This window comes from Tersicoccus mangrovi (genome assembly GCF_036881825.1).
Taxonomy (GTDB): Bacteria; Actinomycetota; Actinomycetes; order Actinomycetales; family Micrococcaceae; genus Tersicoccus; species Tersicoccus mangrovi.
In genome coordinates, this window is sequence record NZ_JBAJMW010000006.1 from 230,804 (window position 1) to 255,405 (window position 24,602).

Consider the following 24,602-nt stretch of genomic DNA (forward strand, 5'->3'; position numbering starts at 1 on the left):
TCCTGTCTCAGGTCAGAGGGTGTCGGCCGCCGGTGCAGCGGTCGTGGTGTCGAGGGCTCGGGCGGAAGCCAGGTCCACGGCCAGGGCAGTGCCGTCGAAGGTGAACCGGGAGGGGTCCTCGACCGTGCGGACGGCCAATCCGTCCATCCGGGACCAGGTGGTCGGGTCGACGGCCCAGGTCGCCTCGCACAGGGCGGTGCCGTCGTCGGGAACCAGGCGGGTCTCCTCGAGGGTCCCCTCGTCCTCGCCGAGCTCCTCCCAGCCACGGACTCGGTCGATCTCGTTGCCGTCGGCGTCCAGGAGGGCGATGACGTCGAACTGCCGCTCCCCGTCGACGTTGGGTTCGATCAGCAGCTCGGTGGCCTGCGGGTGGGTGTGGGCCAGGGCGGTGCCGATCAGCTTGGCGGAGAGGCGCTGGTAGTGCCGGTCGACCGGCCCGAACCGGCCGTCCATGGCAGCCTCGTAGATGTGCTTGCGCTGCTCGTCCAGATCGGAGAGCTGGTGGCGCAGTTCGGGGCTGGCCGTGTCGATGTCGTTGATCACGATCGGCTGCGGGGCGTCCAGCGACACGGCGGACTCGGTGTGCGGCATGGTGTCGAACTGGCCGGCGCCGGGCACGCCCTTGGGCTTGTGCGGCTGGATCGTGTTGCTCATCGGGTGCTCCTGGTGGGTCGGGATCGTCTCTACTCGGACTGTGTGCGGCGGTCGGACGTCACGCACAGCCGGTCAGTCGCCGGTCGGAGTGGGGAGGGCATCGATCTTGGCCAGGTCGATGAAGTACTCGTCCGAGTAACCGGGGCCCTCGCGCCAGTCGATGACCTGCTCACGGACGCCGTCCGGGGTGAGTCTGCGGGTCAGCTCCCCGGCCGCCGGTCCGCCATCCCACAGCCGCAGGCCTGCGATGTCACCCTCGTACTCCTCCTGGTTCCAGCCCTCGGCGTCGTCGATCTTCACCGGCACGAACCGCTCCTCATCGTCCTCGTCGCGGGCCAGCACCAGGGTGGTGGCGGTCGGGTAGGTCTCGCGTAGGCGGGCGGCCAGGTGTTTGAGCCCGAGCGTCTCGTACGTCTCGCGCTCGGCCTTCAGCTGCTCCTCGAGTTCGGCGATCCGTCGAGCGGCCGCGGCCGGGACGGGCAGTCCGTTCGAGGTGGCGCGCTCGTCCCGCGACGGGGTCGCCACCTCGGGCACGGGGAGGGCGTCGAGAGTATCCAGGGCGATGGTGAGCCGCTCGTTGCACCACGGGCCCTGGGTGGAGGGGACCATCTCGGTCTGCATGGCGTCCTCGAGCAGGTCGCTGTCGCCCATCTCGGTGATGGCCTCGGAAGCGGAGGGCCCGCCCTCCCACAACTCGAGCTCGTCGATGTCCGCTCCGGCGGGCGAGTCGGCGTCCGTACCGTCGGCGTTCAGGGCCCCGGCGAGCCGGTACTGGTTCGGGTCCTCGTCGTGGCGGGTGAACTCGATGCGGTCGGCGGTGGGGAAGTGCCCACGGACCCGGGCGGAGAGGTGCTTGAGGGTGAGCGGCTCGGCGCGGAGTCCCAGGATGCTGGCCCGCTTGCGCGCCTCGTTCAGCTCCTCGAGCTCCGCAGCCGGGCTCGGCAGCGGGGCCGCGGCAGGGGCGGGGGGGTGAGGGTGACGTCGGCGTCGGCCTTCTCGACGGCGGCGAACTTGCCGCCCATGCTCTCGGGGGTGCCGGCGGCGTGCCGGGCGATCGTGCGGGTCATCGGGGGCTCCTGGCTGGCGGGGGAGTGCTGGTGGGGGTGTTCTGCCCGGACTGTGTACGGCGAAACGCCGGCACGCGCAGGGCAGGGCCCGGGTTCAGCGGATCAGCTGGGAGGCAGCCACAAGGTCGACCACCGTGGCGGTCTCGTCGGCGGAGAGGACGACGCCGGAGCCCCAAGTGGTCGTGTCGCGGTGCAGCCCGAGGACCAGGGCGTCGATCGAGGGGGTGAGCCCGCCGATCGGCTCCTCGGGGTCCAGCCACAGCTCCTCGCCGTAGGCATCCAGGACGGTGATCTTGTTCGGGGTGACGGTCTGGTCGATGACCAGCAGCGTCGCGGTGGGCTGGACCGCGCGGATGGCGGTGCCCAGCAGGGTCAGGGACACGCGGACGTACGGGCCGAGCGTGGTGAAGGATGCCGCGTCGGCCAGGAGACCCGCGTGGGCGGTGGCCAGGCGGGTCAGTTTGTGGCGGGTGGCCGGGTGGTTCAGCGTCGGGGCGATCGACATGAGGGGGGTCCAGTCGGGAGTCGGGTCGGTGATGACCCTCATGTGTGCGGCAACCGCCGCCCCTCCCGCCCACGGTCCACCCGCGGGCGGTGCGCCCGCTCTCAGGCCGGGTCGGCGTCCGTCTCGCCCTGCGGGACGCCGCCGGTGTTGACCGCCTCGAACAACTCGGCCTCCTGCGCCAGTGTGGGCAAGGTGGCGGTCGCGACCGGCACGGCCATCCGCCGGAAGCTGCGCTGAGCCGGTGCGGACAGTTCCCGGAAGGTGACCACCTGGTCGGGCCCGAGCCGGTGCGGGGTGGCGGCGATCTGCTCGGCGGGGAACCACACGGCCGGGACGGCCAGGCGCCCGCTGACGAACCGTGCCAGGGCGTTCAGTCGCTGCTTGCCGTCCACGACGGCGAACGCAGTCGGGTCGCGGTCCTCGAAGTCGGCGCCGGCGGTCCGGCTGGCGGTGAGCCGGTCGTTGAGGATGATCGCCCCGACCGGCCAGCCTCGCAGGATGGAGGCGACCAGGGCCCGCTGTCGGTCCTCGCCCCAGACGTGCCCGCGCTGGTAGGGCGGGTCAGCGTCCACCGCGCCGTCGGCGTCCAGGTTCACCAGCTCCCCGATCGAGGTGGCGGCCGAGGCGATCTCGGTGTGGTCCAGCGGTTGGGCCGGCTGCCCGGCCAGGCTGAGGTCCGGCTCGGCGTGTGCGACGGCGTCGAACTGGCCGGATGGGCGGCGGGGCTGGTCGGTCACGGTGTCCAGTCTCCAGGATCGGCGGGTGTGATGGCACCCGGTCTGTGTACGGCGCGGCGGGCGGCTCGTCAGTCCGACTCGACGCGGATGCGTTCGAAGGTCTCCCGGACGTGCCGGGCCTCGTCCCAGACCGCGGCCAGGGCCGCCGGGGTGGCACCGGTCGGGCGGGGACGCATCCCGGCCGGGTCGATGCCGTCGAAGAAATCGCCCAGGTCCGCCAGCAGGGCCCGCACGGCGGCCCGCTCCTCCTCGACGGCCTGGAGCTTCTCCTCCAGCCCATCCTTCTCCCGCTCCGCGGCCTCGACCTGGGTCTTCAGCTCCTTGACGTGGTCCTGCTGCTCGTCGACCTCGCTGGGGGAGTACCAGCCCTCCTCGTGGGCGAAGCGCAGAACGTTGCGGACGGCGACCTCCGGGAGCCCCTCGTCGATGAAGTCCTGGTCGACGTCGTCGCGGTACTCGCGGATGCCCTCGGCCAGGGTGTCGATCTCGGAACCGACGGCGCGGGTGAGCGCACCGCAACGCTCCTGTTCTTCGGCGGTGCGCGGGCGCACCCCGTGCCGGGCCTGCTCGTAGGCGGCGACCGCCGGCTTCAGCTCCTCGATCCGGTCGTGCAGCCAGGCCGGGTAGGACGCCGACTGCGGGGTGATCCTGACGCCGGGCAGTGGGGCGGCGCCGTCGGGGCCGGCGACCCGGTACTCGGGATCGGCCGGGTACCAGGAGAACGCGAGCCGGTACGCCTTGGTCGCGTCCGGGGTGCGGCGCACGGTCGCCTCGTAGTGGCCGGTGCGGCGGTTGCGGGTGACCCCGTCAGGAAGCGTGGTCAGGGTGCTGGTGCGCGGGGAGCCGGTAATCGTCATGACCCCCATGTGTGCGGACCCGTCGGCCTCCGGCGCCGCGGCCCGGTGCTGGGGGGCCCATGAGAGTCGGGCGACCGGCCTGGGCGAGGTGGCCGACCAGGATCGGGGGTGGTCGGCCAGGAGGTCGGCCAGCAACTTCCGCGCCATCACTGGGAAGCAAGGGGGTTACTACTACTACTACTACTTGTCCTACCTACAACTACTACTACATATAGGACCCCCCTATATATGCCTCCCTTCCAACAAACACACTCTTCCCCCTATATAGCCGTACCTTTCAGGTCGGCAAGGTCGGCTGGTCGGCCAGCAGCAGCAAAAACCGCGCCAACACTGGGAAGCAGGCCCCTCCACCCCCGATCAGCGGGTCGCCCGGACCGTGGCCATCCGGCGCGCCCGGCTCGCCCATCCGGTTGGAGGATTTTTTGGCGTGTGCTACGCTCCGGGGAGACGAGTCCGCCGAGGAGGCTCGGGGCGTAGCACACGAGGGAATCTGACCCCGTTAGCCGCCCCGCGGCGCGAACAGGCCAGCCGCCGCTCCATGGGTCTGCGATCGGCGCTCGTGCAGCCTCGACGCGGTCCGTGGACCGTTCCGCAGACCCTTGCCGCTCCACGCGTCGGGACCACTCAGCCCGCTGCCGCTGTGCCCCGTGTGCGCCGTCGGAGGCCGTCGGCGGCCACTCTTGCCGGTGCGGCCCTGGGCGGGGCACCATCAGGTGCCAGGAGTCGTCCCGCTGCCCCCCCAGCCGCCGTCCCCGCCCCTCCAGCGCCTTCAGCGCCTTCGTCAAGCCTCCACGGGGGGGGGGGGTGGCAGGGCTGCCACTTCCTGCTGGGGACGAGAGAGGCCCCATCCGCCGTCGGGCAGATGGGGCCTCTTGGGTTCCCGGGGTGGGTGTGCCCGGGCCGGTGGATCAGGCGGCGAGCGAGCTGTACTCCTCCTCGCCGTCGGCCTCGATCGGGCCGCCGTTGAGCAGCAGGTCCACATCCACCGGCACCCCGGAGACCCGGCTCTGCCCGACCCGGACCCGGGCGGTGACCAGCTGGTTGCCGTCCTTGACCACCCGGCTCAGCTCCGCAGCGGCCAGCTTCTCGTCCCACACCGACGCCCAACCGGCCGAGGCGGACTGCCCGAACGGGATCAGCGCCGGGTAGGCGGACTGGGCCCGGTTGAAGGCGGTCTGGACGTCGAAGAGGACGATCCGACGGTTCTTCCCGGCCGCGTCCCGGTGGATGACCATCGTGCCGATCTTCGGGCCCGACGGGCGCATCGTGGAGTCCCCGCTGCTGGAGGGCATCCAGCCCAGCTGCGTGTTGGCCAGCGTCTCGGCATCATCGGTGCCGACCATGGGGGCCGCCAGCGGCGCGTCACCAGAGACGATGTGCCCGCCCCCGGAGGAGAGCAGGGCCGAGATCGCCCGGATCAGGGAGATGCCCGGGGCGGCCTGCTGGTTCTGGGCGTGGGTGGAGGTGATCAGCTTGACCACCTCCTTGCCGATGCCGGACTTGAGCCCGAACTGGCGCACGAAGTCGTGGTCCATGTCCAGCTCCTGGGCCAGCATGGAGAGCAGCTCGAAGGTGATCAGCAGGTCCGAGGCCAGGGTCGTGGTCCGCTCGAGGGAGCCGGTGGAGGCGCCCATGCGCTCCATCATGGTCGCCGCGGCGGCCTTGACCTGGTCGCGGGTCTCGATCAGCTGGGTGACCAGACCCTCCCACCCGCCGGGGGCGCTGGCCGCGGCGTGGCGGACGTACTTGATCAGGTGCTGGGTCAGCCGCGCCTGTGTGCCGTCCCGGTAGGCCATGTGCACGATCCGGTCGGTGGCGGCACGGTCAGCGGAGAGCTTGCCGGGTCCGATGTAGACGGGGATGAGCCGCTCCTTGGCCGAGGCGGTGATCAGCTGGTTCTCCGCGGTCATCACCAGCTGGGCCATCGGCTTGTTGGTGCGCCGGGAGGTCATGTCGGCGTTCATGCGGTTCTTGCCGGCGTTGTTGAAGATCGCCCGGGTGATGTCGGAGAGCTTCTTGTCCTCGTCCTCGGCCTGCCGCTTGGAGGCGGAGGGGGCCATGTCGTCGATCACCCAGATCGGGGTGTAGGCGACGGCGTTCTCGATGGCGGCGGCGGTGTCCTTGGCCTGGCCGGGCAGCCGGCCCTGCCAGACGCCCTTGCGCCGCTCCCAGAACTTCATCATCGCCTCGGCACTCCAACTTTTTCCCGCTCCCTTGGGGCCGTGGAGCATCACAGATGTGCGCGGTCGCAGGGGGATCACAGGACGCAGCGCGGTGCCCAGCACCACCGCGGCGGCGGACGTCTCGGTCCACGCCCCGTTGTTCAGATAGGCGTCGATGACAGCCTGCAAGTCCTCGCGCACCTGCTGCCGGTAGGCCTCGTCGTCGTAGTCGCCCTCGGTCAGCTCTCCGACGCCGTAGTGCTGGGCGACGGGCACCTTCCGGTCATCGACCCCGCAGGAGGCGGTGGAGGTGAGCATGTCCCCGATCACCTGGTCACCGATGAGGAAGACCGGGTCGCCACCCTCGACGGGCACCCAGGACATCTGCATCCACTTGGTGCGGAAGTCCCGGTCGTGGGGGCGGTGGGCCTTGATGGCGGCCAGCCACTTCTCGCCGGCGGCCGCGCGCGGGGGCCAGGCCGGGTGCAGCAGCAGGTCCCGGGGCACGGTGGCGCCCTGGCGGACCCACTCGGCGGGGGTGAAGTGCAGGATGGTCTCCGGCCCGGTGACCGTAGCGGTGCGCGTGTCGCCCTCGTCGTCCCAGGAGATCTCGATCTCCACCTGGGCGTCCTCGATGTCCTGCGGGGTGACGTTGGGGTCGAAGTGGCCGGTGCGGATCTCCTTGTCGGTGGGTTGGCGCACGGTCTCCAGGGCGACCACCCGGCCGCCCAGGTCCATGACCGGGGTCCAGGTGTAGCCGACGACGATGCCGTTGCTGTCGGTCTGCACGGAGCATTCCTCCACCCCGGTGCCGTCCTTGGTGATGCGCCAGTTGCCCGGCTTCTCGGACTTGTCCCGGACAGGGGCGTCGGGCATGACAGGGGTGATCATGGCGACCAGGTCGGACCAGGTACCGGCCTTGGCGAGGAAGTCATCGACCCCGGCCTTGGCCATCTGTCCGCCCTCGCCTCCGGTCATCTGCGGGTTCAGGTAGAGGACCTGGCTGACCTGGCGCTGCTCGAGGTACTTGCTCAGGGTGACGGCGGCCCGGTGCACGTGCGGGTTGGTGCCCAGGTCGGCGTCGAAGGCGATCCAGGCGATGCGGTGGCGGACGTCGATCTCGCGCCAGTCGGCGGGGTTCTGCTTGTCGTTGTTGATGCCGGCGATGTTGACGATGGTGACCCGGTGCTCCTCGGGGATGGCCTCGAGCAGGGTGGTGAGCTTGGCGCGGGCGTCGGTGACTCCGGCCAGGGAGAGGTCATCCCAGGAGACGCCGTTGTGGCGCAGGTAGGCCGAGAGGGCGGAGTCGCCCTTGAGCATGCCCTCGGCGATCATCACGGTGGGGGCCCCGTCGATCCAGGACACCGGGGTGGAGGGGTGGACGTCCAGCGGGGTGACGGCCTGGGAGAGGAACTCGTACTTGACCGGCTTGTCGTGGTCGTTCAGACGCGGCAGCTCGGGGCGCAGCTGGTGGGTGATCGCCTCCAGGGCGGTGCCGTTGCGGTGGGCGGCTTGGACGTTGGCGATCGCGTACCAGGGCATCACCATGGCGTCGCGCCCGCCGCGGCCGATGGTGTCCTTCAGGTGCTTGCCCTGCTTGGTGGTCAGCTTCAGGCCGATGGCCTTGGCGGTGGGGGTGAAGTTCTCGGCGTCCATCCGGGTGTACCCGCGGGCGGCCGCGACCAGGGGCGCGACACCGGAGTCGGCGAGCTTGAGGGCGGCGGAGCCGGCCAGGTCGGGGCCGTAGTCGTCCATGCCCCACTGGGGCAGGGTGTCGAAGGTGAGGGTGGCCGGCAGGGGCGGCAGGGGAGCGGGCGCGGTGGCCTCGGTCCCGGTGGTGGCGGGGGTGGTTCCGGTGGCGGGGACAGCGGGCTGCTGCGGGGGAGTGAGACTCATACCCCCCATGTGTGCGGCATGATCCGGGTTCGTCGACACATAGCGGCCCCTTCGCGAACCCGGTCAAACCGGTCGGCCTGGTCGGACGGTCGGCCTGCCACGACCCCCGCTGATCGCTGTGGGCAGTGTCACACCACTAATTATCTTCAGACGAAGAATAAACGGTTATGGTGGTGTCATGTTCACCGCATACGCCACCACCGCCGGCCAGGCCGGCCCCTCCCTGGCCGCCCCCATGACCTTCCCGGCGGGGGAGCGGCACATCGTCACCGACCCCGCCTTCGACGCCGGCCAGACCCCCACCCACTTCCTGGTCACCGGCACCGACGCCAACGACTACGTCACCGCCGCCATGTGGACCGACTACGCGCACCAGGCCGGCGCGAAGATCACCGCCCTGATCCCGTACCTGCCCGGCGCCCGGCAGGACCGCGGCAACCCCTTCGGTGCCGCCGTCTACGCGAACCTGATCAACGGCATCGGCGCCGACGAGGTCGTCTGCCTGGACCCGCACTCGCCGGTCATGCCGGACCTGATCGCCAACCTGCGCGTCGTCGAGCCGCACACCGTCATCGCCACCGCCCTCGCCCCGACCCTGCACCAGTACGTGGGCATCATCTGCCCCGACGCCGGGGCCCGCACCCGCTCCGAGAAGACCGCCGCCCACCTGGGCCTGCCCGTCTTCCACGCCACCAAGCGCCGCGACTTCGCCACCGGCAAGCTCTCCGGCTTCGAGTGCGAAGCCCTCCCGGAGGCCGGCAAGCTGCTGGTCGTCGACGACATCTGCGACGGCGGGGGCACCTTCCGCGGCCTGGCCGCCGCCACCGGGCTCGGCCCGGACCGGCTGGACCTGTGGGTCTCCCACGGCGTCTTCTCCGGCGCCGCCCCGGCCCTGCGCGAGCACTACGGCGCGATCCACACCACCGACTCCCACCCCGGCGCGACCAACCCCGGCGTCGCGGCCACCATCCACCCCGCCATGCCCCACCTGCTCGAGAGGAACTGAACCCCCATGACCACCACCGCCCTCGCCCCCGCCGTCACCACCGCGATCACCATCCCGGCCATCACCGCGGCCCTGTTCGAGACGGATGCGTACAAGCTCGGCCACAAGGACCTCTACCCCTCGGGCACCGAGTTCATCCTGTCCAACTACACCAACCGGGCCTCCCGGGTCACCGGGGTGCACCACGTCGTCCATTTCGGCCTGCAGGCCTTCCTGCAGTCCTACTGCATCGAGGCCTTCGCCCCGTTCTTCGCCGCCGAGGAGGACACCGCCGTCGCCGAGTACGAGACCGTCCTGGCCTCGATCCTGGGCCCGAACAGCATCGGCACCGACCACATCCGCGCCCTGCACCGCAAGGGCTACCTCCCCCTGATCTTCCGGTCCCTGCCCGAGGGCACCCGCGTGCCGCTGCGCGTGCCCACCTTCACGGTGGAGAACACCGACCCGGAGTTCTTCTGGCTGACCAACTACATCGAGACTGTCCTCTCCGCGGCCATCTGGCAGCCCTCCACCACCGCCACCCTGGCCGACCGGTACCGCACCGTCCTCGAGAAGGCAGCCGCGAACACCGGCGGGGACTCCGCGTCGATCAACTGGCAGCTGCACGACTTCTCCTTCCGCGGCATGGCCGGCACCGCCGCGGCGGCCGCCTCCGGGGCCGGGCACCTGCTCTCCTTCACCGGCTCGGACTCCCTGGCCAGCATCGACTGGGTCGACCGGTACTACCCGGGCGAGAATGGGCTGGTCCTGGGCTCCGTGCCGGCCACCGAGCACTCGGTGATGTGCGCGGGCATCAGCGCCGAGAGCGAGCAGGCGACCTTCGAGCGGATCCTGGACGCCTACCCCTCCGGCATCGTCTCGGTCGTCTCGGACACCTTCGACCTGTGGAACGTGCTCACCGGGATCCTGCCGGCCCTGAAGGAGCGCATACTGGCCCGCGACGGCAAGCTGGTCATCCGCCCCGACTCCGGGGACCCGGCCGACATCATCTGCGGGCCCAACCACAACCGCCCCGCCGACGCCCGCACCCCCGCGGAGAAGGGCGCCGTCGAGCTGCTGTGGGAGGTCTTCGGCGGCACGATCAACGAGGCCGGCTACAAGGTCCTGGACCCGCACGTGGGCCTGATCTACGGGGACTCGATCACCATCGAACGGGCCTCCGACATCACCCACCGGCTCAAGCGCAACGGCTTCGCCGCCTCCAACGTCGTCTTCGGGGTCGGCTCCTTCACCTACCAGTACGTCACCCGCGACACCTTCTCCTCGGCGATCAAGGCCACCTGGGCCCAGATCGACGGGGTCGGGCACGACCTGCTCAAGGACCCGGTCACCGACACCGGCATGAAGAAGTCCGCCACCGGGCGCCTGGCCGTGGTGCGCGGGGAGGACGGCGAGCTGGAGCTGATCCAGCGGGCCACCCCCGAGCAGGAGGAGGCAAGCCTGCTGGCCCCGGTCTGGGCGAACGGGCAGTTCCTGCGCCGCCAGTCCTTCGCCGACGTCCGCGCCACCCTGGGCAACCTCGCCTGAGCGATGGACACCGAACCGGAGACCACCGGGGTGGGGCAGCGGCTGGCCGCCGCCGAGGCCGAACTCGCCCAGTTCGAGTCCCACCCGCCCCGGTCGGTGTCCGAGTATCTGCGCGGGCGCAACGCCCGGCTGCAGGTGATCGTGGACCTGCAGGCAGAATCGGAGACATGATGAGCGAGCTTCCCCACCAGCCCCTGGTGTCCATCGACACCGTCCCGGTGCTGGTGCGCGACGGTGCGGTGCACGTGGTGCTGGCCCGGCGTGCCGTCGACCCGTTCGCCGGGCGCGAGGCACTGCCCGGGGTGCTGCTGCTGGCCAACGAGCGGCTCGCCGAGGCCGCCGGCCGGGCCCTGACCACCAAGACCGGGGCCGAGGGCACCGACATCCGGGTGCTGCGCCAGGTCGGGGTGTTCGACGACTTCGACCGGGACCCCCGCGGCCCGACCCTGTCCATCCTGCACCTCGCCGTCCTCGGGCCGGACACTGCCGTCGACGATGAACTCGCGGCCGTGGTGCCGATCGGGGAACCCACCGGGCTGCCCTTCGACCACGACACGATGATCGCCGCGGCCGCCGGCGCTCTGCTGGACACCGGGCTGATGACCGACCTGCCCACCACCCGTGCCCTGGTCGGGGCGGTGTTCTCGACCGCCGACGTTGTCCGCCTGGTCACGGATCTGGCCGCCGCGGCCGGCCGGGATGTGCCGTACACGAAGAACCTGGCGCGAGACCTGCGCGCCCTGCCCGGGGTGATCCCCGCCGAGGGCTCGCGATCTGCGGTGAAGGGCGGCCGTGGCGCTCCCGCCCGCGCCTGGACCTGGGCCGACTGAGGCGACGCCGCACTGACCGGCGGCCCGGTCCGCACACATGAACCCCAGGGCCGCCGCACGCGCGAGCCCACTGACGAAGGAGATCAGGATGAAGACCATCAAGGAGCAGCTGCAGGAGGCCGTGCCGACCCACATGCGCGCGATCGCCGGCACCGACATCAGCGAGGGCCAGCGTGACGCCCACCGGGTCGGGCTGCGCACCGCCCGCAACGTGCTCGGCGAGATCGAGACGCGGGAGAAGGCAGGCAAGACCCCGGTCACCCTCGACCAGGCGGCCCTGACCGGGCTGGTGCAGAAGGAGGCGTCCAAGCGGCGCGAGACCGCGGCCACGTACCGGGAGGCCGGTCAGCCCGATCGGGCCGACGCCGAGATCGCCGAGGCTGAGTACCTGGAGAACTACCTGCCCAAGCCGCTGACGCGGGAGGAGGTCGAGGCGCTGGTCGAGGAGACGATCGCCGGGCTCACCGCCGACGGCACCGCCCTGACGGTGCGGGACATGGGCCGGGTCATGAAGCCGGTCCAGGCCCTGGTCGCCGGCCGCTTCGACGGCAAGACCATCAGCGAGATCGTCAAGAAGCGCCTCGCCTGACGCCGACCTCTCGTACAACATAATGGGGTGACAAGCCCATTTATGTTGTAGGGGAGGCGATGGGGATGTCGACCGACGGCACTCGGGGCCGGCCACCGAGCAGCCGGTGGTCGGTTCTGCGAGCCTTGCTCCTGGAGCCAGGGCCCGTCACCCAGCGGGCCCTCTCTGAGCGCCTCGAGATCACCCAGCAGTCTGTCTCACGCATCCTGCCGACGCTGGCGGAGGTCGTCGCGCGAAGCTCAGGCGGCTGGCAGCTCGCCGACCGTGACCGCGCGCTCACCTTGTGGCTGCAGTCCTACCGCGGCCCGGGTGGACACTCGACGTGGTGGTACGGACTGGATGCTCCTAACGTGCAGTCGGAGCAGGCGGCCACGTTGGCGTCAACGCTCGGAGTGGCCCCGCTGATCTCGGGCGACACAGCAGCCGACCGATATGCGCCATGGCGCACCCCTCGAACTGCCCGGCTGTACGTGCGAGAGCCGATCGACCTGAGCTCTGCAGGCTTCGTCCCGGACTTGACCCCGTCCGCAACCCTCGAGCTGGTGGTGCCCAAGGATCGAAGCCTCTGGGGCACCTCGGTCATTCTCGACTCCCGTCGCTACAGCGACCCCCTGATGGTGCTGTGGGAACTCGTACATCGGTCAGACGCGACCGACGCGCCCGAGGCCGCTGAGCATCTCGTGAACACGCTTCCTGGCCTGGTGGGCTGACGGGCCGCGATACGTTGGTGTCGGCTGGGAGAGGGCGCGTGCCGCACACATGCGGGACGAGTCCCTGTTCCGACCGCCCCTGGAGTCCCTGACCGTGAAAGCGACGTTCCGTCCTCTGTCGACCATGTACCGCACCGTGACCTCCCGGCGGGATGCCGACGACCTGTCCTCCGTTCTGACGGACCCACTGCGTGAACGCGCCGTGGTGGTGGTCTCGGTGAACGGTGACGAGGTCGCGTTCTTCGACCCGGAGCGGGTCGCGCGCGAGGTCGGATCGGGCGCACAGGTCTACCTGTTGGCCACCCGGGCGGTCGCGTACGACTTCGGCGAGCTCATGCCGGCCGACGCGAACGTCTACGGGGGAGCGGCCCGGGTCTACCCGCCAGGCGCGGACTGGCTGGCCGACCTCCACCGTGCGCCCCTGCACTTCGCCTTCAGCGTCGCCGAGGCGATGGGCAAGCTGGCACGGATCGGCGAGGACGTCGCGGCGATGGCCTATAGGCCCTCGACTGTGCCCGGCCCCACACGCGCCGCGCCGCCGGTCCCGCAGGAACACGGAGTCGTCTCCGCAGGTCTGGGTTCTGACGGAGTGCTGGTGACCCTGCAGGACGGCCGGACGGTGCAGGTGCGTGTCCCGGCCACCGACGCGGGCATCGACCTGTCCTCCGTGCTGCCGGTGGGGGCGGTCGTGTCTGGAGCCGTCTTCGAGAACACCATGGACGTGGACGGGCTGCATACCGCCGCCGACGTCGTCGACGCCGTCACCGAGAACATGACGGTCCCGGCGCTGGTCGCCTCCGAGAAGTCGGTCCTGTTGTTCCCGGGCCTGACCGTGCGACATCGTGTGCCAGCAGCGCCGGGCACGGTGATCGCGGTCCGGGTTGACCTGGTCGGCCGCGCCGACGGCAAGGGCTGGTCCGTCTCCACCGTCACCGACCCCCACCCGGACGAGGTGAGCCCGGCACTGCCGCTGCTGGAGGGCGGGCAGCCGTGGATCACTTGGCCGCCCTCCACAGAGCCTCCCGCGCCCGACGTACAGGCCTCCACCACCCTGAGACAGACTGCCGACAGTAGCCGCGACCCGCACCAGGACGAGCGAGGCGAGGCCGGGCCCGGTCTTCTGGAGGATCTGGAGGGCGTCCGGGACCGTATCCAGCAGCTGCTGGCCGAGAACGAACGCCTGGGACGGGAGAACACCCACCTCACCGACACAGTGCAGACGCTTTCCGAGGAGATCGATGACCTGCTGGCCGCACCGTCGGCCGCGGCGGTTGTCCCGGACCCGGTGCAGGACCCGCAGGTGGCTGGGCTGAAGGTCCGCCTCGCCGCGCAGCTGAGGCGTACGCGCGAGTTGGAGGACGAGCGAGACGAGGCGGTCGCCGACGCCGTCCGGGAGGCTGACCGGGCCGACCGGGTGGGCCGGGAGAATGACCGGCTGCGGGCGGAGCTGCGCGCGGAGCGGGCCAAGGCGACGGCCGCCCGACGCGCCTCACGATCGGCGGACGCTGCGCCGACCGGACCGGCCTTCACCGACCCGCAGCACCAGTTCCGGCACGAGGTGTACCTGGCCTGGGTGGACCGGTTCCCGGCCGCGGCCAAGGACGAGCACCCCATGGCCGGGTTCGACCTGGGGGAGAGGTTCCTGCCGGACCTGGAGGCCCTGCAGGGCATCGACCGGTCCAAGGTCGTCGACGTCGTCGTGGAGATCCTCACCGGCCTGGCCGACCGCCTCCCGGGCCGGGAGATGCACCGCCTGCGCGGCGGCGTGGCCGGGGCCCCGACGATCGAGGACCCGGTGCTGGGCACCGCGTGGCGGGTGAGCCTGCAGGTCAAGACGGCCTCCGCTCGACGCCTGCACTTCTGGCGCGGCTACGACGGGCACATCACCCTGGCGACCGTCGGCGTGCACGACGACCTGGAGATCTGACGGTGGCACCGAGGCGAGGCCGGCAGCCGGCGCGACGTCGTCGCTGCCGTGTTGGGCCGCTGGCCTTCCCGCAGGCCTGGTCGAGCGCGTGAGCTTGCGCGAGGACGAGACCGGCTGGCGGGTGGGCGAGACGGAGACCCACTTCATCGAGATCATGCCGACCCTGTACAACGATCGGCTGGTCCTCACCCCGAAGCGATCGCCGATGACGTACGACCGGTACTGGTGCTACCCGAGGGGGCCGGCGGCGTTCATGGCCGCCTTCGCGTGGGACAGCTCGGAGGAGACGGAGCCGCCGGGCTGGATCAAGTCCTGGGATCAGCGCCGCCACGACCCTCGTCCGATCCCGCGACTGGATGAATGCCGGATGGGCTGATCCTGGCCTCGAGCGCGTGCTTGCACGAGGATGGACCCGTGGACAGGACCATGCACGGGCGACCGGTGTCGGATGAGCAGATCCAGGCGTGGGCCGATGAGGCTGAGCGCGGGTACGACGTCGGCGAGATGCTCGAACGCCGCCGGAATGAGGCTGGCGAGACGGAGAAGTGACCCCGTTCGTCGTGCCGAAACGCTGCGCCGATAATTTATCTTATGTAAACCGGCGGGTCGGTGAGGGCGCTACATCTCCGCGATCTCGAGCCGTCGGGTTCGCAGTTCCCGCTCGACCCGGTGCAGTCCCGAGCCGGTGAACGGCAGGGCTGACAAGTTGGCCCGCTGGGCGGCGGACAACGCCATGCGGGCCGCCGAGGCGGCGGCCTTGGCCGGCAGGCCGATGTCGGCGGCCAGGCCTGTCCAGTCGCCGGCCTTGAGCCGTCGCGTCTTGCCCTGCACCGGCAGTGCCATCGTCTCGTCGCCGTAGCCCGCGAGGACGGCGCTCACGCGACGGCGGTCAGGTGCAGGCCCACGGCGTTCGCAGCTGCGGCGACGGCGGCGAGGCTGCTGGTCCCGGCGCCCGCCTCGATGCTGCGGACGGTGCGCTCCGAGAGGCCGGCCAGCTCGGCGAGGACCTCCTGCGTGATCCGGGCCTCCTTGCGGGCAGCGCGGATTGCCGTCCCGATGGTGCCGCTGTCGTCCACCGGTCCCCCAATCTCGGCAGGATCCTGCCGCTTCCCATCGACTTGCCTCGATCATCGCACCGGTCGGGTCGAATCGGCAAGATCCTGCCGGACAGGTGCTGGCGAAAGGGTGACGTCGGTCGTTCGCCCAGGATCGGCAAGATCCTGCCGGCTGCAGAGGCTCGCGGTCGCCGTAGCCTTGCCCGATGGACATCGTCGACGACGAGGATGACCCCGCGGTCGCCTTCAACCCCGCCATTCACCGCGCGCGAGACGCAACCCCGTTACGCCGGATCATCGCTGCCCGCCAGCGCATGGAGGCCGCCGAACGCGAACTGGCCGACGCGGTGGCCGCGGCGCGGGCGGCCGGCGACTCGTGGCCCGTCATCGGCGCCGCACTGGACACGGGCGCGCAGGCCGCCCGGCAACGATTCGGCTCCCCCGCCGAGACGGCTGCGGCAGCGCCAGTCGAACCCCACCCCTGACGGGCCCCGGTCAGCCGACGTCGGCCGGGTCGAGCTCGGGCCGGGTGCGCACGTACCGGGCGACGTGGCGCAGCGACCCGCCGACCGTGGCGGTGTCCGCCAGCACTTCCACCACGATCGGCTCGATCAAGGTCACCGGCGTGCTGTCCCGGGAGGCGTTGAACCGGTCCAGCGCGGTCGAGCGGATCACATCAGGCCACGGGTGCTCCCCCGCCGGCGCCCGCAGTTGGGCGACCAGGCCGGGCCTGTGGGCGCGGCCGATCGGCACGGTGCGCCCCACGATCCGCAGGACCCCGTCGACGAACCGGCCCAGGATCAGCTCCCCCGGCGCGGTCAGCGTGCCGGTGACCGCCCCGGCCACCAGCTCGAGCGTGTCCTGGTGCTTGACCTTGATCCAGTCCCGTCGCCCACCGCGGTAGGGCTGGGCGGCGCCCTTGGCGACCACACCCTCGATCCCGTGGGCCGGCATCTCGACCATCCACCGCTGGGCCGTCTCGAGGTCGTCGGTGGCCGGGCACAGGGACAAGGGCGGCGCCCACTTCCCGGCCAGGGCCTCCAGCAGCTGCCGGCGGGCGCGGTAGGGCTGGCCGCGGGTGTCGTGGCCGGCGACGGCCAGCAGGTCGAAGGCGACGAAGGTGGCCGGTTCGGTGCGGGCGAGCCGGGCGCTGGTGCGGGGGCTGCCGGTCAGGCGGCGCTGCAAGGCGTCGAAGTCCAGGGACTCCCCCGCCCACCGCACGGCCTCCCCGTCCAGGACGCAGCCGGTCGGGATCTGGGCCGCGGCCGTGGCCGCCAGCTCGGGGAACGCGACGGTCAGCTCCTTGCCCTGCCGCGACCACAACCGCACCTGGTCCGCTTCGACGGTGATGACCATCCGGTACCCGTCCCACTTCGGCTCCCACCGGGTCCCGCCGGGCAGCGCCGTCGGGCCGGGCAGGTCGGGGGCGGCCCGGGCGAGCATCACCGGGACCGGGCCGGTCAGCCCGTCCGGGACCTGCTCGACGTCCTCCACCTCACCATTGTGTCGGTGCCGGGGGCTAGACGGTGTCCTCGGTGATGCCGAACTCCTCGGCGACGATGACCATGGCGTGCTCCTTGATCTTGCGGATGTAGTTGCGCACGGTGGCCGCGGTGACGCCCATGGTCTCGGCGATCTCCTTCGGGCTGTCGTTGTACCGGGGCGCGTCATCCTCGCCGCGGTCGTAGACCCCGGCCAGCCACAGTTCGGCGCACCAGCCCAGCTGCTCGCTGTACTGGCGGGTGCGTTCGACGATCATCTTGACCACCTGCGGGCCCTCCACGGGGTGCAGCACGCAGTCCATGTCGATCGGCTGGCTGAAGTCGTGGTCCCCGATCTCGGCGGTGGTGCGGAAGGTCTGGAAGTCGTTGACGGAGGCCAGGACGCCCTGCTTGGCCGGGTTGGCCCGCTGGCGGTGCATCCGATCGTTGTGCTCGTCGACGACTTCCCGGTCGGTGGGGACCCGGCCCAGGTTCTGGGCCATCTCGTCGCGGGTGGCCTTCAGCACGCGCTTGCGGCGCATGATCGAGGTCATCTCGGTGGCGGGGGCGTCGTCGGTGTCCAGGTAGGTGCGCACGACCTGCCGGGCCCGGTGGTGCAGCAGACCCTCGAAGTTCATGATTTCGCTACCGGTACCGGTCTCCTCCAGCTGCTCGGTGAGCATGGTGTACGCCTCGACGCACACCATCTGGGAGAAGTCCTCGAGGTACTGGCCCGGGGCGACCCCGAAGTTGCGGCACAGGGCGCTGGCGATGCGCCGGAAGGAGCCCATCCGGTCGGCGATGAAGTCGTTGACCAGGCGGGCCCGGGTGTGGGCGGGAGCGGCCGCGATCAGGGCGATCGCGTCGTGGGTGGTGCTAGACATCGCGGGTGCTCCTCGCGTGGGGGAAGCCGGGCCACGGGGGGCAGTCTTTGCTGGCAAAGGCGTCCTCCCACGCTGCGAACCGGCGTCCGCCTGCTCGCGGATCGAGTAGCCAGCCGATACTCATCGAGGCCACCGTGGATGAACTATCGGCCACGGCCTGCACGTGGGAAAGGATCCGGGTCGCACTTTTTGGGCCCCACCCGACCTGGGCGATGAGCAGCTGCCGCAGGGAGACCCTCAGCAGTGCCTTGTGCCGGGTGGTCGCGGCGGCGCGCAGGACGTCGTGGATGCTCACCTCGCCGGTGTGCACGCCCATCAGCCACCGCGCGCGGGTGGTCGCCGCGGCCCGGCGGGCGGTGTTCAGGGTGGTCAGGCTGTTGGCCGGCCGGCCGCTCACGCCGCGTACCCCTGATCCCCGCCGACGGGGTCCAGGGCGCGGTGCCGGGCGGTCCAGCGGGCCATCGCGTCGGGGCCGACGGAGAGGGCGGCCTCGGCGCGGGCGGCGGCGAGCCGGTCCTGCGGGTAGACCTTGCGGTACTCGGCGACGATGGTGGCGACGTCGGCGCCGGGGAACCGTCGGGCCAGCTCACGGATCTTGGGCCCGATGTGCGGGTCCCCCAGCCGGTCACGGATCGCCTTCTCCGCGTCCCGGCGCAGGTGGGTGGCCATGAACTTGAACGGGTCGACCTTCATGAACCGTCCCGGTTCCAGGCACAGGTCGATGAGCCGCAGCACCGGGGAGGTGGCGGCGCTGTCCTGGTCCCCGTACATCATGGTCGCCAGCACCCCGTCCAGGCCCACCTCGTCCAGCACCGGCTGGACGTCGGCGCCGGAGACCCCGACCTGGCCGGCGACCTCGTGGCTGACGAAGGAATGAGCCTTGTGCAGCAGGGACCGCAGGACCGGTTCGATCTCGGCGACCTGTTCCCAGCGGGCGGTCTTGCCGTCGCGGGCCAGGCGTTCGAGCTCGGAGCGCAGGCGCCGGGTACCGGTGGTACCGACGAAGACGGGCTGGGCCAGGGACGGGATGGTGACCGGGCAGGTGATCGGCAGGGTGTGCTCGCGCACGATGAGGCGGGTCTGCCCGGCCAGGCTGTGGCCCAGGCCGCGGGCCCGGTAGGTGAGGGTGAGCGGGTCGGTGACCAGGGCGAGGGGGCCGCTGGCCCAGTCCACGCGCACGGGCATCAGCAGTGCCGCTCCCCCGCCCAGGGCGACACCCTTGCGCCCGACGTTGATCAGGGGTTCGGCCCAGGTCCAGGCCGGCAGGATGACCAGGCCGGCGGCCTCGGGCAGGTCCGCGGCCAGCAGCGCCTCGGCGGCCTGCCCGTGGATGATCCGCTCGAGGCGGCGGCACAGGACCTCGAGGGGGCGGTGCCGCTCCAGGGCCGGCACGGTGTACGGCTCGTCGATCATGGCGGTCATCACGCGGCCTTCTTGCCGAAGATGCGCCCAACCAGGCTGGTGCGCGCCCGCTTGCCGGTCGTGGCGGTGCCGGGGGCGGTCGGGGCCTGACCGGTGTCACCGCTGGTGGCGAACTGGTCCATGCCGGTGACCCGGTGCAGGGCACGAGTGACGATGGTGGTGATCCCGGGGTTGCCCAGGGTGAGGCGGCCGGAGTTCATGGCCGCCTCCACGCCCGGGTCCTGCCAGGCCAGGCCGAGGTAGGTGAACCGGCTGAACATCTTGCGCAGGCTGTTGTCGACCTGCCCCTGCGCGGGGTCGACGGCGTTGACGGCGACCATGACCCGGTCGGCGGGCACCCCGTCGGCGACCAGGCGCTTGAGCCGGTCCAGCAGGTTGTTAGCCCCGGCGTTGGACATCTCGGTCAGCCCGAGCACCCACCCGCCGGGCTGGAGCAGGCCCGGGAGGATGACGTGGGAGAGGAACCCGGTCTGGTCGATGTTCTCGATGATCTGGGTGTCCACGACGACCAGGTCGGCCCGGCGCCGGGAGTGCTCGATGACCTTGCGGTAGAGCATCGGGGTGACCAGGGTCGCGTCGTTGATGGTGTCGGTGGGGGCCCCGACGAAGGCGAAGGCGACCTCGCCCATGTCCGGGCTGCGGTGTTCGTTGATGACCCGCGGGGAGAGGATGACCCGGTCGATGGGGCCCAGGGCCGCGTCGTAGATGGTGGGCAGGGTGGTCTTCTGGATCCGCAGGAAGGTCCGCTGGTCGCCCTGACCGAGGTTGCCGTCGATGAGGATGACCCGCAGGCCCTTCTCGGCGGCCGCCTGGGCCAGCTGCTGGGAGAAGGTGGTCTTGCCGACCCCGCCCTTGCCGGCCACGGCGAAGATGACGGCGGCGTCCCCGTACTCGGACCGGCCGGTGCCGGCCTCCTGCGCGGCTGCCATCTCGTCGAACAGGTCGGTGACGTCGGTGTCGATGCCCAGGCCCAGGTTCGCGGCCGTCGGGGCGGTCGTGGCCGCCGGTGCGGGGGTGAAGGCGGTCGGCGGGGCGGGTGTGGGGGCCGTTTCGGCCGTGGCGACGCGGGTGCGAACGTGGTGGGCGGCGGCCTCGTCAGGGGTGACCTCGCCGGCGCGGATCAGGTCGAACATCTGGTCGCGGGTCGGCTCGACCGGCGCGACTGGCGCGGACGCTGCGGGCGTGGGCAGGGCCGGGGACGGTTCGGCCCAGTCATCGACGATCTCGAACTCGGGCACCGGTGCGGGCGCGGCGGCGGCGGGCGTGTCCTCTCCGGCCTCGTCGAAGGCGAACGGGTCCACGGCCGCCGGGACCGGGACAGGCTGCGGCTCGAGTTCATCGAAGACGTCCGGCAGTTCCAGCCCGACCGGCTCCTCGGCCGCGGCCGGGTAGGTCAGGGCGCCGGCGTGCCCGCCGATCGGGTCCAGGCCCAGGACGGTGAGCAGCTCGTCGACGGTGAAGCGGGTCGGCAGGTCGGTGACGTGGTCCCCGGCGACGATGGGCAGGGCCTGGTTGCGGACCACGGCGACCGGGATCGTCTGGTTGCTGCGGGCGGCGTGGTCGTAGACGGCGCGCACCCAGGTAGCCAGGCCGTTGGTGGGGACGTCGCCGACGATGAGCGGGAACGCCCCGTGGGTGGCCATGGCGGCCTTGACGGCCAGCGCCGCGTCCCGGAACTTCGGGCCGGTGATGACGGTGATGCCGGCCGCCTCGAGCACCGGGGTCAACTCCGGCAACTCCAGGACGCCCAGGTGCGGCGCTTTGCGTGAGGAAGAAGAAGTGGTCACGGTAGGTATATGCGTCCCGCCCCGCGACAGGTGTCATCTCCGCCTTCCGGGGGTGACCCGGTATCCTTTGTGCCAGTCAGCCCGCCCTTGCCCCGACCCGAAGGAATCCCCCGACCATGATCGAACCGCTCGTGCAGTGGGTGGGTCGGTGGGTCGTGGCGTTGAGCGAGCCGCTCGTGTCCACCGCGGACCGCACAGACATCGAAGATCACCTGCGCGCCCTCATCGCAACGAACCCGCAGTGGTTCTGCGCCTGGGGCGCCGGCTACCTCGCCGACCTGATCCGGTCCCTGGACCCAGAGGACCCGTGGCGGAACCTGACCGTCGAGAACGACCGTGCCCTGCACCCAGACGGGTCCCCGTTCGGGACGTGGACCGACGGGACGGACCTGGTGCCCCCGGAGGTGCCCGACCTGCGCGCGGATCTGGGTCTGGCCCCGCTGCGGCACGAGCTGCCGGCCGGGTCGACCGTCCTGATGGCCCTGGCGGCCACCGGATGGGAGCCGGTTCTGGCCTGGTGCGAGGCTCACCTGATCACCGACGTGCCGCTACCCCAGGACCGGGCCGAGGCGGTTTTCACCCTGTTCGCCGAAGCGCTCACGTGGGCGATGTACCGGCGCCGGCTGTTCACCGGCAAGGAGGACACGTTCATCCCGGTCTCCGGGACGGCGTGGACGGGCAGGGCGGAGAAGATGATCTCGGGGGCGCACTGGGACGAAGCGCGTGCGGCCCGCGCCCTGGAGGGTTCGAAGATCCCCGAGGGCACCTACCGCCAGTTCGCCTGAGACGCGGCGTCGCCGCCGGCGACCGGTGCCGCACACATGCGGGCCATGGACTCTTCATGCCCGGCCGACACCCGCGCCGAGGCGGTGATCACCGACGTGCCCGCTCCCGGTTCACGCCTGGCGGCCCTGCTGCAGATCGAGACGCTGATGGGGCGCCGGGTGTTGCACCTGGGCCGTGCCCGTGGCCCGGTGGCCGGGTTGCTGCGCCGGCACCGGGTGGTCCACGCCTACCTGGCATCGGACCGGCTCGAGCCGTTATGCGAAACGGCCGGCATCCCGATCACCGCGGTGGGCGCCGGCCTCATGGGCGCCTGCTGACCCCCTCCTCGACTCAGCGGGGGCCGGCCATCCACGGCTCGGCACCCGGCGCACCGGTGTAGGTCAGGGTGCCGTCCCGGTTGAGGATCAGCTTGGCGCCCTTGAGCTGCTGGTACTGCTGCTTGGCCGCGTTGGGGGATCCGGCGCTCTGGTCGAAGGCGGCCAACTGCTGCTCCACCTCGGCGATCCGCGCGGACCGCTGCACCCAGCGGTCAGCACTGTTGGGTGCGAGCGTGTTGATGGTTGCGGCTACGTGCCGCAGGGCCTGACCCGACTGGGCACCGCCCACCAAGACCATGACCTTCTGCCCGTCGCTAATGGTCAAATAGGTCGTGCGCGAATCCACCACCTGGTTCTTCTTCGCCACCGCGCCCACGATCGCCCCGGCCGGTCCGGCGACCACAGCGCCGGTGATGACCCGTGTGGCCGTGGTCCGGGACTTGACAGCGACCGCGCCGTCTCCGTCCACCGCGGCGGAGAAGGCCGGTGTCAGCGGGTGCTCGACACCGTCGATGACCACGTGGCTCGGGAACACCCGCACCGTTCCGCCTGACGTGATCGCACTGGCTGCCGGGATGAGGCCGCGCGCCTCGGCCAGCTTCCTCTCGAGGACCTCTCGGTCGGTCTTGCTGTCGGTCACCGCGTTGACGGTCTTGATCGCGTACGCGCGGTACGCCTTCCACCGGGCAAGGTCGGTAGGGCTGAGCAAAGCCTCGCGCCGCTTGCGCTTCTGGTCATCGAGGTAGGCGTAGCCGATCAACCCCGCAATCAGTACGACGATGACAAGCACGATGATCCCGAAGATCTGCCAGCCGTTCATGAGCCTCCTTGGCTTGTGGCGCGGGGGAAGAGTCGTCCACCCGGTACGGACACCGACGGTGCCGCACACATGGTGATTATGTATCAGAACATCATCGAGCTCGAGCTCGAGCTCGGCACGGCCATCTTGACCGCCGACGCGCACGGCGACCGCCCCGTTGCCCTCGCTGAGACCGTCGAGGACTTCGAGGCGATCGCCTACGCGCAGGATGTCGAGGACACCCCGGAGATGGCGGAGGCGGCCTGAGCGTCCTCTCCCCCCAGAGAGAAGACGCGCAACCGTCACCGCCACGAACCGCCGCACCGCTTCCCCCCGGAAGGGTGCGGCGGAGTCTTCGCGCTGCCCGGGAGACCGGTCAGGCCGCCTGCAAGGGTGCGCGGGCCAGCACGGGCATCGGCGCGGTCATCAGCATGGCCGCCGGCAGGACCGGCGGCATCGCGGCCGGGCGGGTCCGGCCCACCGGCGCGGCATTGCCGAACCGGATGCACCGCGGGCACGCGATCGCGGTGGTGGTCACCCAGCCCTCGTACTGGGCACGCGCCCGGGCCAGGGTCGAGGGGGCGTTGACGACGATGCGGGCGTTCGTGGGGCACGGCTCGTCGACGGTTCCATTGCAGACGAGTTCGGTCAGGCAGGCAGAGCTGATAGCCATAGTGGATGAGTCCTTGCAGGGTGAGACCAATGCGGTGATGAGGTTCAGGCCCATAGGGCGGGCCGAGGGTGCGCGCCGCGCCCTGGAAGCGTGGGCGCTTCGAAGGATGCGGTGGGCGGGGGTGGCTCAGGGCGCCGTACTGGTGGCGACCACGAGAGGGTGCGCGACCAGGAAGGGCCCATGACCGGGCAGGACCGTGACGTTGCCGAGGGCGGTCAGCTCCCCCAGAGAGCGGGTTGCCTCGGCGTGGTCGTGGTCGAAGACGGGGTGGATCTGCTGGACCCGGGTCCCGTGGTTGAGGGGGTGGGCGGTGATGACCGCGTCCCCGGTGGCCACCGCACCGCCGGCGAGCCGGTACGCGGTGTGCCCGGGCGTGTGCCCGGGAGTCGGGATGGGCGCTGGTGCGCCAGGGAGGTCCACCAACCGGGAGACCGAGGCCTCGGCGTCGGTGGTGATCGCGTTCGGGGTCAGTCCGCCGGCCTTGACGGCGTGGGCGATCCAGCGCAGGGCACGGGGCTGCCACAGGTGCGGCAGCAGCTGCGGGACGGTGACCTGATATTGGACCTCCCCGCGCACGGCGGGGCGTTCGTCGGCGGAGGCCAGCACGGGGGTGCCGTGTTCTGCGGAGAGGTGCCGTGCTGCACCCGTGTGGTCGACGTGGCCGTGCGTGAGGACGACGGCTTCGGCGTGGGCCGGGTCCAGTCCAAGGGAACGGATGCTGGACAGGACGGCGGGCGTGTCGGCCGGGTAGCCGGCGTCGATGAGCGTGAAGTCGAAGCCGTCGCGAAGGATGATCCAGTTGGCGGCTGGGCCGCGGACGAAGAAGACGTCCGGTGCGACCTCGGTAGGCAGGGGTGATCGTGGTGATGCCATGGGCTGTCCTCGAGCATGCCCGGATGCCGGCCGGTTGTGACGGGCGGCGAACGGGGGA

At 71.1% G+C, this 24,602-nt stretch carries 30 protein-coding genes; 13 read left to right on the plus strand and 17 right to left on the minus strand.

What is annotated here, in order from left to right:
• Nucleotides 1–12: 12 nt before the first annotated feature.
• The 7 genes from V6N00_RS13770 to V6N00_RS13800 all read right to left on the minus strand — a co-directional run bounded on the left by V6N00_RS13770 (nt 13) and on the right by V6N00_RS13800 (nt 7,878).
• On the minus strand, nt 13–654 hold the full coding sequence (locus V6N00_RS13770) for a hypothetical protein (protein ID WP_334233083.1): 642 nt from the start codon (nt 652–654) through the stop codon (nt 13–15).
• 72 nt (nt 655–726) lie between these two features.
• Nucleotides 727–1,305 carry a hypothetical protein gene (locus tag V6N00_RS13775; protein ID WP_334233084.1) on the minus strand — a complete coding sequence of 193 codons (579 nt, stop codon included), beginning with the start codon at nt 1,303–1,305 and terminating at the stop codon, nt 727–729.
• 260 nt (nt 1,306–1,565) lie between these two features.
• The gene (locus V6N00_RS13780; RefSeq protein WP_334233086.1) at nt 1,566–1,721 is read right to left on the minus strand and encodes a hypothetical protein; all 156 of its coding nucleotides are present in this window, start codon (nt 1,719–1,721) and stop codon (nt 1,566–1,568) included.
• A 94-nt stretch (nt 1,722–1,815) separates the two neighbouring features.
• On the minus strand, nt 1,816–2,226 hold the full coding sequence (locus V6N00_RS13785) for a hypothetical protein (RefSeq protein ID WP_334233088.1): 411 nt from the start codon (nt 2,224–2,226) through the stop codon (nt 1,816–1,818).
• Between the two features lie 101 nt (nt 2,227–2,327).
• Entirely contained in the window at nt 2,328–2,963 is a 636-nt protein-coding gene (locus V6N00_RS13790) for a DUF262 domain-containing protein (RefSeq protein WP_334233089.1), read from the minus strand.
• A gap of 68 nt (nt 2,964–3,031) precedes the next feature.
• Nucleotides 3,032–3,820 (minus strand): hypothetical protein, encoded by a 789-nt coding sequence (locus V6N00_RS13795; protein WP_334233091.1) that lies wholly within the window; start codon nt 3,818–3,820, stop codon nt 3,032–3,034.
• A gap of 908 nt (nt 3,821–4,728) precedes the next feature.
• Nucleotides 4,729–7,878 carry a hypothetical protein gene (locus V6N00_RS13800; protein ID WP_334233094.1) on the minus strand — a complete coding sequence of 1,050 codons (3,150 nt, stop codon included), beginning with the start codon at nt 7,876–7,878 and terminating at the stop codon, nt 4,729–4,731.
• A gap of 178 nt (nt 7,879–8,056) precedes the next feature.
• On the opposite strand from V6N00_RS13800, the gene V6N00_RS13805 reads away from it, so the two are divergent.
• From V6N00_RS13805 to V6N00_RS13845, 9 genes are all read left to right on the plus strand, one after another.
• On the plus strand, nt 8,057–8,884 hold the full coding sequence (locus V6N00_RS13805) for a ribose-phosphate pyrophosphokinase (RefSeq protein ID WP_334233095.1): 828 nt from the start codon (nt 8,057–8,059) through the stop codon (nt 8,882–8,884).
• Between the two features lie 6 nt (nt 8,885–8,890).
• Nucleotides 8,891–10,411 (plus strand): nicotinate phosphoribosyltransferase, encoded by a 1,521-nt coding sequence (locus tag V6N00_RS13810; RefSeq protein WP_334233097.1) that lies wholly within the window; start codon nt 8,891–8,893, stop codon nt 10,409–10,411.
• Between the two features lie 3 nt (nt 10,412–10,414).
• Nucleotides 10,415–10,582 (plus strand): hypothetical protein, encoded by a 168-nt coding sequence (locus tag V6N00_RS13815; protein ID WP_334233099.1) that lies wholly within the window; start codon nt 10,415–10,417, stop codon nt 10,580–10,582.
• The gene (locus V6N00_RS13820; RefSeq protein WP_334233101.1) at nt 10,582–11,241 is read left to right on the plus strand and encodes an NUDIX domain-containing protein; all 660 of its coding nucleotides are present in this window, start codon (nt 10,582–10,584) and stop codon (nt 11,239–11,241) included. The genes V6N00_RS13815 and V6N00_RS13820 overlap by 1 nt, the downstream gene beginning before the upstream one ends.
• 88 nt (nt 11,242–11,329) lie before the next feature.
• Nucleotides 11,330–11,830 carry a GatB/YqeY domain-containing protein gene (locus V6N00_RS13825; RefSeq protein ID WP_334233103.1) on the plus strand — a complete coding sequence of 167 codons (501 nt, stop codon included), beginning with the start codon at nt 11,330–11,332 and terminating at the stop codon, nt 11,828–11,830.
• 65 nt (nt 11,831–11,895) lie between these two features.
• The gene (locus tag V6N00_RS13830; protein ID WP_334233105.1) at nt 11,896–12,540 is read left to right on the plus strand and encodes a helix-turn-helix domain-containing protein; all 645 of its coding nucleotides are present in this window, start codon (nt 11,896–11,898) and stop codon (nt 12,538–12,540) included.
• 124 nt (nt 12,541–12,664) lie between these two features.
• Nucleotides 12,665–14,467, plus strand: a complete 1,803-nt coding sequence (locus tag V6N00_RS13835; protein WP_334233107.1) for a hypothetical protein — start codon at nt 12,665–12,667, stop codon at nt 14,465–14,467.
• Nucleotides 14,468–14,555: 88 nt separating this feature from the next.
• On the plus strand, nt 14,556–14,843 hold the full coding sequence (locus tag V6N00_RS13840) for a hypothetical protein (RefSeq protein WP_334233109.1): 288 nt from the start codon (nt 14,556–14,558) through the stop codon (nt 14,841–14,843).
• Between the two features lie 38 nt (nt 14,844–14,881).
• Nucleotides 14,882–15,016: a hypothetical protein gene (locus tag V6N00_RS13845; protein ID WP_334233110.1), complete on the plus strand. Its 135-nt coding sequence runs from the start codon at nt 14,882–14,884 to the stop codon at nt 15,014–15,016.
• A gap of 69 nt (nt 15,017–15,085) precedes the next feature.
• On the opposite strand, the gene V6N00_RS13850 is transcribed toward V6N00_RS13845, so the two are convergent.
• Together V6N00_RS13850 and V6N00_RS13855 are read right to left on the minus strand one after the other, a co-directional pair.
• Nucleotides 15,086–15,346, minus strand: coding sequence for a hypothetical protein (locus tag V6N00_RS13850; RefSeq protein ID WP_334233111.1), 261 nt, complete (start codon nt 15,344–15,346; stop codon nt 15,086–15,088).
• Entirely contained in the window at nt 15,343–15,543 is a 201-nt protein-coding gene (locus V6N00_RS13855) for a helix-turn-helix transcriptional regulator (protein ID WP_334233113.1), read from the minus strand. The genes V6N00_RS13850 and V6N00_RS13855 overlap by 4 nt, the downstream gene beginning before the upstream one ends.
• A gap of 185 nt (nt 15,544–15,728) precedes the next feature.
• On the opposite strand from V6N00_RS13855, the gene V6N00_RS13860 reads away from it, so the two are divergent.
• Complete coding sequence (locus tag V6N00_RS13860) at nt 15,729–16,007, plus strand: hypothetical protein (RefSeq protein ID WP_334233116.1); 279 nt, start codon at nt 15,729–15,731, stop codon at nt 16,005–16,007.
• Between the two features lie 10 nt (nt 16,008–16,017).
• Here V6N00_RS13860 and V6N00_RS13865 read toward each other — a convergent pair whose 3' ends face one another.
• The 5 genes from V6N00_RS13865 to V6N00_RS13885 are packed head-to-tail and all read right to left on the minus strand — an operon-like array spanning nt 16,018 to nt 21,096.
• Nucleotides 16,018–17,016: an ATP-dependent DNA ligase gene (locus V6N00_RS13865; RefSeq protein ID WP_334233118.1), complete on the minus strand. Its 999-nt coding sequence runs from the start codon at nt 17,014–17,016 to the stop codon at nt 16,018–16,020.
• A 25-nt stretch (nt 17,017–17,041) separates the two neighbouring features.
• Nucleotides 17,042–17,887 (minus strand): hypothetical protein, encoded by an 846-nt coding sequence (locus tag V6N00_RS13870; protein WP_334233119.1) that lies wholly within the window; start codon nt 17,885–17,887, stop codon nt 17,042–17,044.
• On the minus strand, nt 17,880–18,284 hold the full coding sequence (locus tag V6N00_RS13875; protein WP_334233120.1) for a hypothetical protein: 405 nt from the start codon (nt 18,282–18,284) through the stop codon (nt 17,880–17,882). Before V6N00_RS13875 ends, V6N00_RS13870 begins: the two co-directional genes overlap by 8 nt.
• A complete protein-coding gene (locus tag V6N00_RS13880; RefSeq protein ID WP_334233121.1) occupies nt 18,281–19,309 on the minus strand; it encodes a hypothetical protein in 1,029 nt (342 codons plus the stop codon). Before V6N00_RS13880 ends, V6N00_RS13875 begins: the two co-directional genes overlap by 4 nt.
• Complete coding sequence (locus tag V6N00_RS13885; protein WP_334233123.1) at nt 19,309–21,096, minus strand: nucleotide-binding protein; 1,788 nt, start codon at nt 21,094–21,096, stop codon at nt 19,309–19,311. Before V6N00_RS13885 ends, V6N00_RS13880 begins: the two co-directional genes overlap by 1 nt.
• A gap of 116 nt (nt 21,097–21,212) precedes the next feature.
• Here V6N00_RS13885 and V6N00_RS13890 point away from each other — a divergent pair, with 116 nt between their 5' ends.
• Nucleotides 21,213–21,881, plus strand: a complete 669-nt coding sequence (locus V6N00_RS13890) for a hypothetical protein (protein WP_334233126.1) — start codon at nt 21,213–21,215, stop codon at nt 21,879–21,881.
• A 45-nt stretch (nt 21,882–21,926) separates the two neighbouring features.
• Nucleotides 21,927–22,199, plus strand: a complete 273-nt coding sequence (locus V6N00_RS13895; RefSeq protein WP_334233127.1) for a hypothetical protein — start codon at nt 21,927–21,929, stop codon at nt 22,197–22,199.
• A gap of 13 nt (nt 22,200–22,212) precedes the next feature.
• Here V6N00_RS13895 and V6N00_RS13900 read toward each other — a convergent pair whose 3' ends face one another.
• Nucleotides 22,213–23,019, minus strand: coding sequence for a hypothetical protein (locus tag V6N00_RS13900; protein ID WP_334233129.1), 807 nt, complete (start codon nt 23,017–23,019; stop codon nt 22,213–22,215).
• A 69-nt stretch (nt 23,020–23,088) separates the two neighbouring features.
• Here V6N00_RS13900 and V6N00_RS13905 point away from each other — a divergent pair, with 69 nt between their 5' ends.
• Entirely contained in the window at nt 23,089–23,265 is a 177-nt protein-coding gene (locus tag V6N00_RS13905) for a hypothetical protein (RefSeq protein ID WP_334233131.1), read from the plus strand.
• A gap of 109 nt (nt 23,266–23,374) precedes the next feature.
• Here V6N00_RS13905 and V6N00_RS13910 read toward each other — a convergent pair whose 3' ends face one another.
• Nucleotides 23,375–23,671, minus strand: coding sequence for a hypothetical protein (locus tag V6N00_RS13910; protein ID WP_334233133.1), 297 nt, complete (start codon nt 23,669–23,671; stop codon nt 23,375–23,377).
• Nucleotides 23,672–23,797: 126 nt separating this feature from the next.
• Nucleotides 23,798–24,544 carry an MBL fold metallo-hydrolase gene (locus V6N00_RS13915; RefSeq protein WP_334233135.1) on the minus strand — a complete coding sequence of 249 codons (747 nt, stop codon included), beginning with the start codon at nt 24,542–24,544 and terminating at the stop codon, nt 23,798–23,800.
• Nucleotides 24,545–24,602 lie beyond the last annotated feature (58 nt).

Coding starts and splice junctions, on each gene's coding strand:
- V6N00_RS13770 (WP_334233083.1), bottom strand. CDS start 654: ATGAGCAACACGATCCAGCCGCACAAGCCCAAGGGCGTGCCCGGCGCC.
- V6N00_RS13775 (WP_334233084.1), bottom strand. CDS start 1,305: ATGGGCGACAGCGACCTGCTCGAGGACGCCATGCAGACCGAGATGGTC.
- V6N00_RS13780 (WP_334233086.1), bottom strand. CDS start 1,721: ATGACCCGCACGATCGCCCGGCACGCCGCCGGCACCCCCGAGAGCATG.
- V6N00_RS13785 (WP_334233088.1), bottom strand. CDS start 2,226: ATGTCGATCGCCCCGACGCTGAACCACCCGGCCACCCGCCACAAACTG.
- V6N00_RS13795 (WP_334233091.1), bottom strand. CDS start 3,820: ATGACGATTACCGGCTCCCCGCGCACCAGCACCCTGACCACGCTTCCT.
- V6N00_RS13800 (WP_334233094.1), bottom strand. CDS start 7,878: ATGAGTCTCACTCCCCCGCAGCAGCCCGCTGTCCCCGCCACCGGAACC.
- V6N00_RS13805 (WP_334233095.1), top strand. CDS start 8,057: ATGTTCACCGCATACGCCACCACCGCCGGCCAGGCCGGCCCCTCCCTG.
- V6N00_RS13810 (WP_334233097.1), top strand. CDS start 8,891: ATGACCACCACCGCCCTCGCCCCCGCCGTCACCACCGCGATCACCATC.
- V6N00_RS13815 (WP_334233099.1), top strand. CDS start 10,415: ATGGACACCGAACCGGAGACCACCGGGGTGGGGCAGCGGCTGGCCGCC.
- V6N00_RS13820 (WP_334233101.1), top strand. CDS start 10,582: ATGAGCGAGCTTCCCCACCAGCCCCTGGTGTCCATCGACACCGTCCCG.
- V6N00_RS13825 (WP_334233103.1), top strand. CDS start 11,330: ATGAAGACCATCAAGGAGCAGCTGCAGGAGGCCGTGCCGACCCACATG.
- V6N00_RS13830 (WP_334233105.1), top strand. CDS start 11,896: ATGTCGACCGACGGCACTCGGGGCCGGCCACCGAGCAGCCGGTGGTCG.
- V6N00_RS13835 (WP_334233107.1), top strand. CDS start 12,665: ATGTACCGCACCGTGACCTCCCGGCGGGATGCCGACGACCTGTCCTCC.
- V6N00_RS13860 (WP_334233116.1), top strand. CDS start 15,729: ATGGACATCGTCGACGACGAGGATGACCCCGCGGTCGCCTTCAACCCC.
- V6N00_RS13870 (WP_334233119.1), bottom strand. CDS start 17,887: ATGTCTAGCACCACCCACGACGCGATCGCCCTGATCGCGGCCGCTCCC.
- V6N00_RS13880 (WP_334233121.1), bottom strand. CDS start 19,309: ATGACCGCCATGATCGACGAGCCGTACACCGTGCCGGCCCTGGAGCGG.
- V6N00_RS13890 (WP_334233126.1), top strand. CDS start 21,213: ATGATCGAACCGCTCGTGCAGTGGGTGGGTCGGTGGGTCGTGGCGTTG.
- V6N00_RS13895 (WP_334233127.1), top strand. CDS start 21,927: ATGGACTCTTCATGCCCGGCCGACACCCGCGCCGAGGCGGTGATCACC.
- V6N00_RS13900 (WP_334233129.1), bottom strand. CDS start 23,019: ATGAACGGCTGGCAGATCTTCGGGATCATCGTGCTTGTCATCGTCGTA.
- V6N00_RS13905 (WP_334233131.1), top strand. CDS start 23,089: ATGGTGATTATGTATCAGAACATCATCGAGCTCGAGCTCGAGCTCGGC.
- V6N00_RS13910 (WP_334233133.1), bottom strand. CDS start 23,671: ATGGCTATCAGCTCTGCCTGCCTGACCGAACTCGTCTGCAATGGAACC.
- V6N00_RS13915 (WP_334233135.1), bottom strand. CDS start 24,544: ATGGCATCACCACGATCACCCCTGCCTACCGAGGTCGCACCGGACGTC.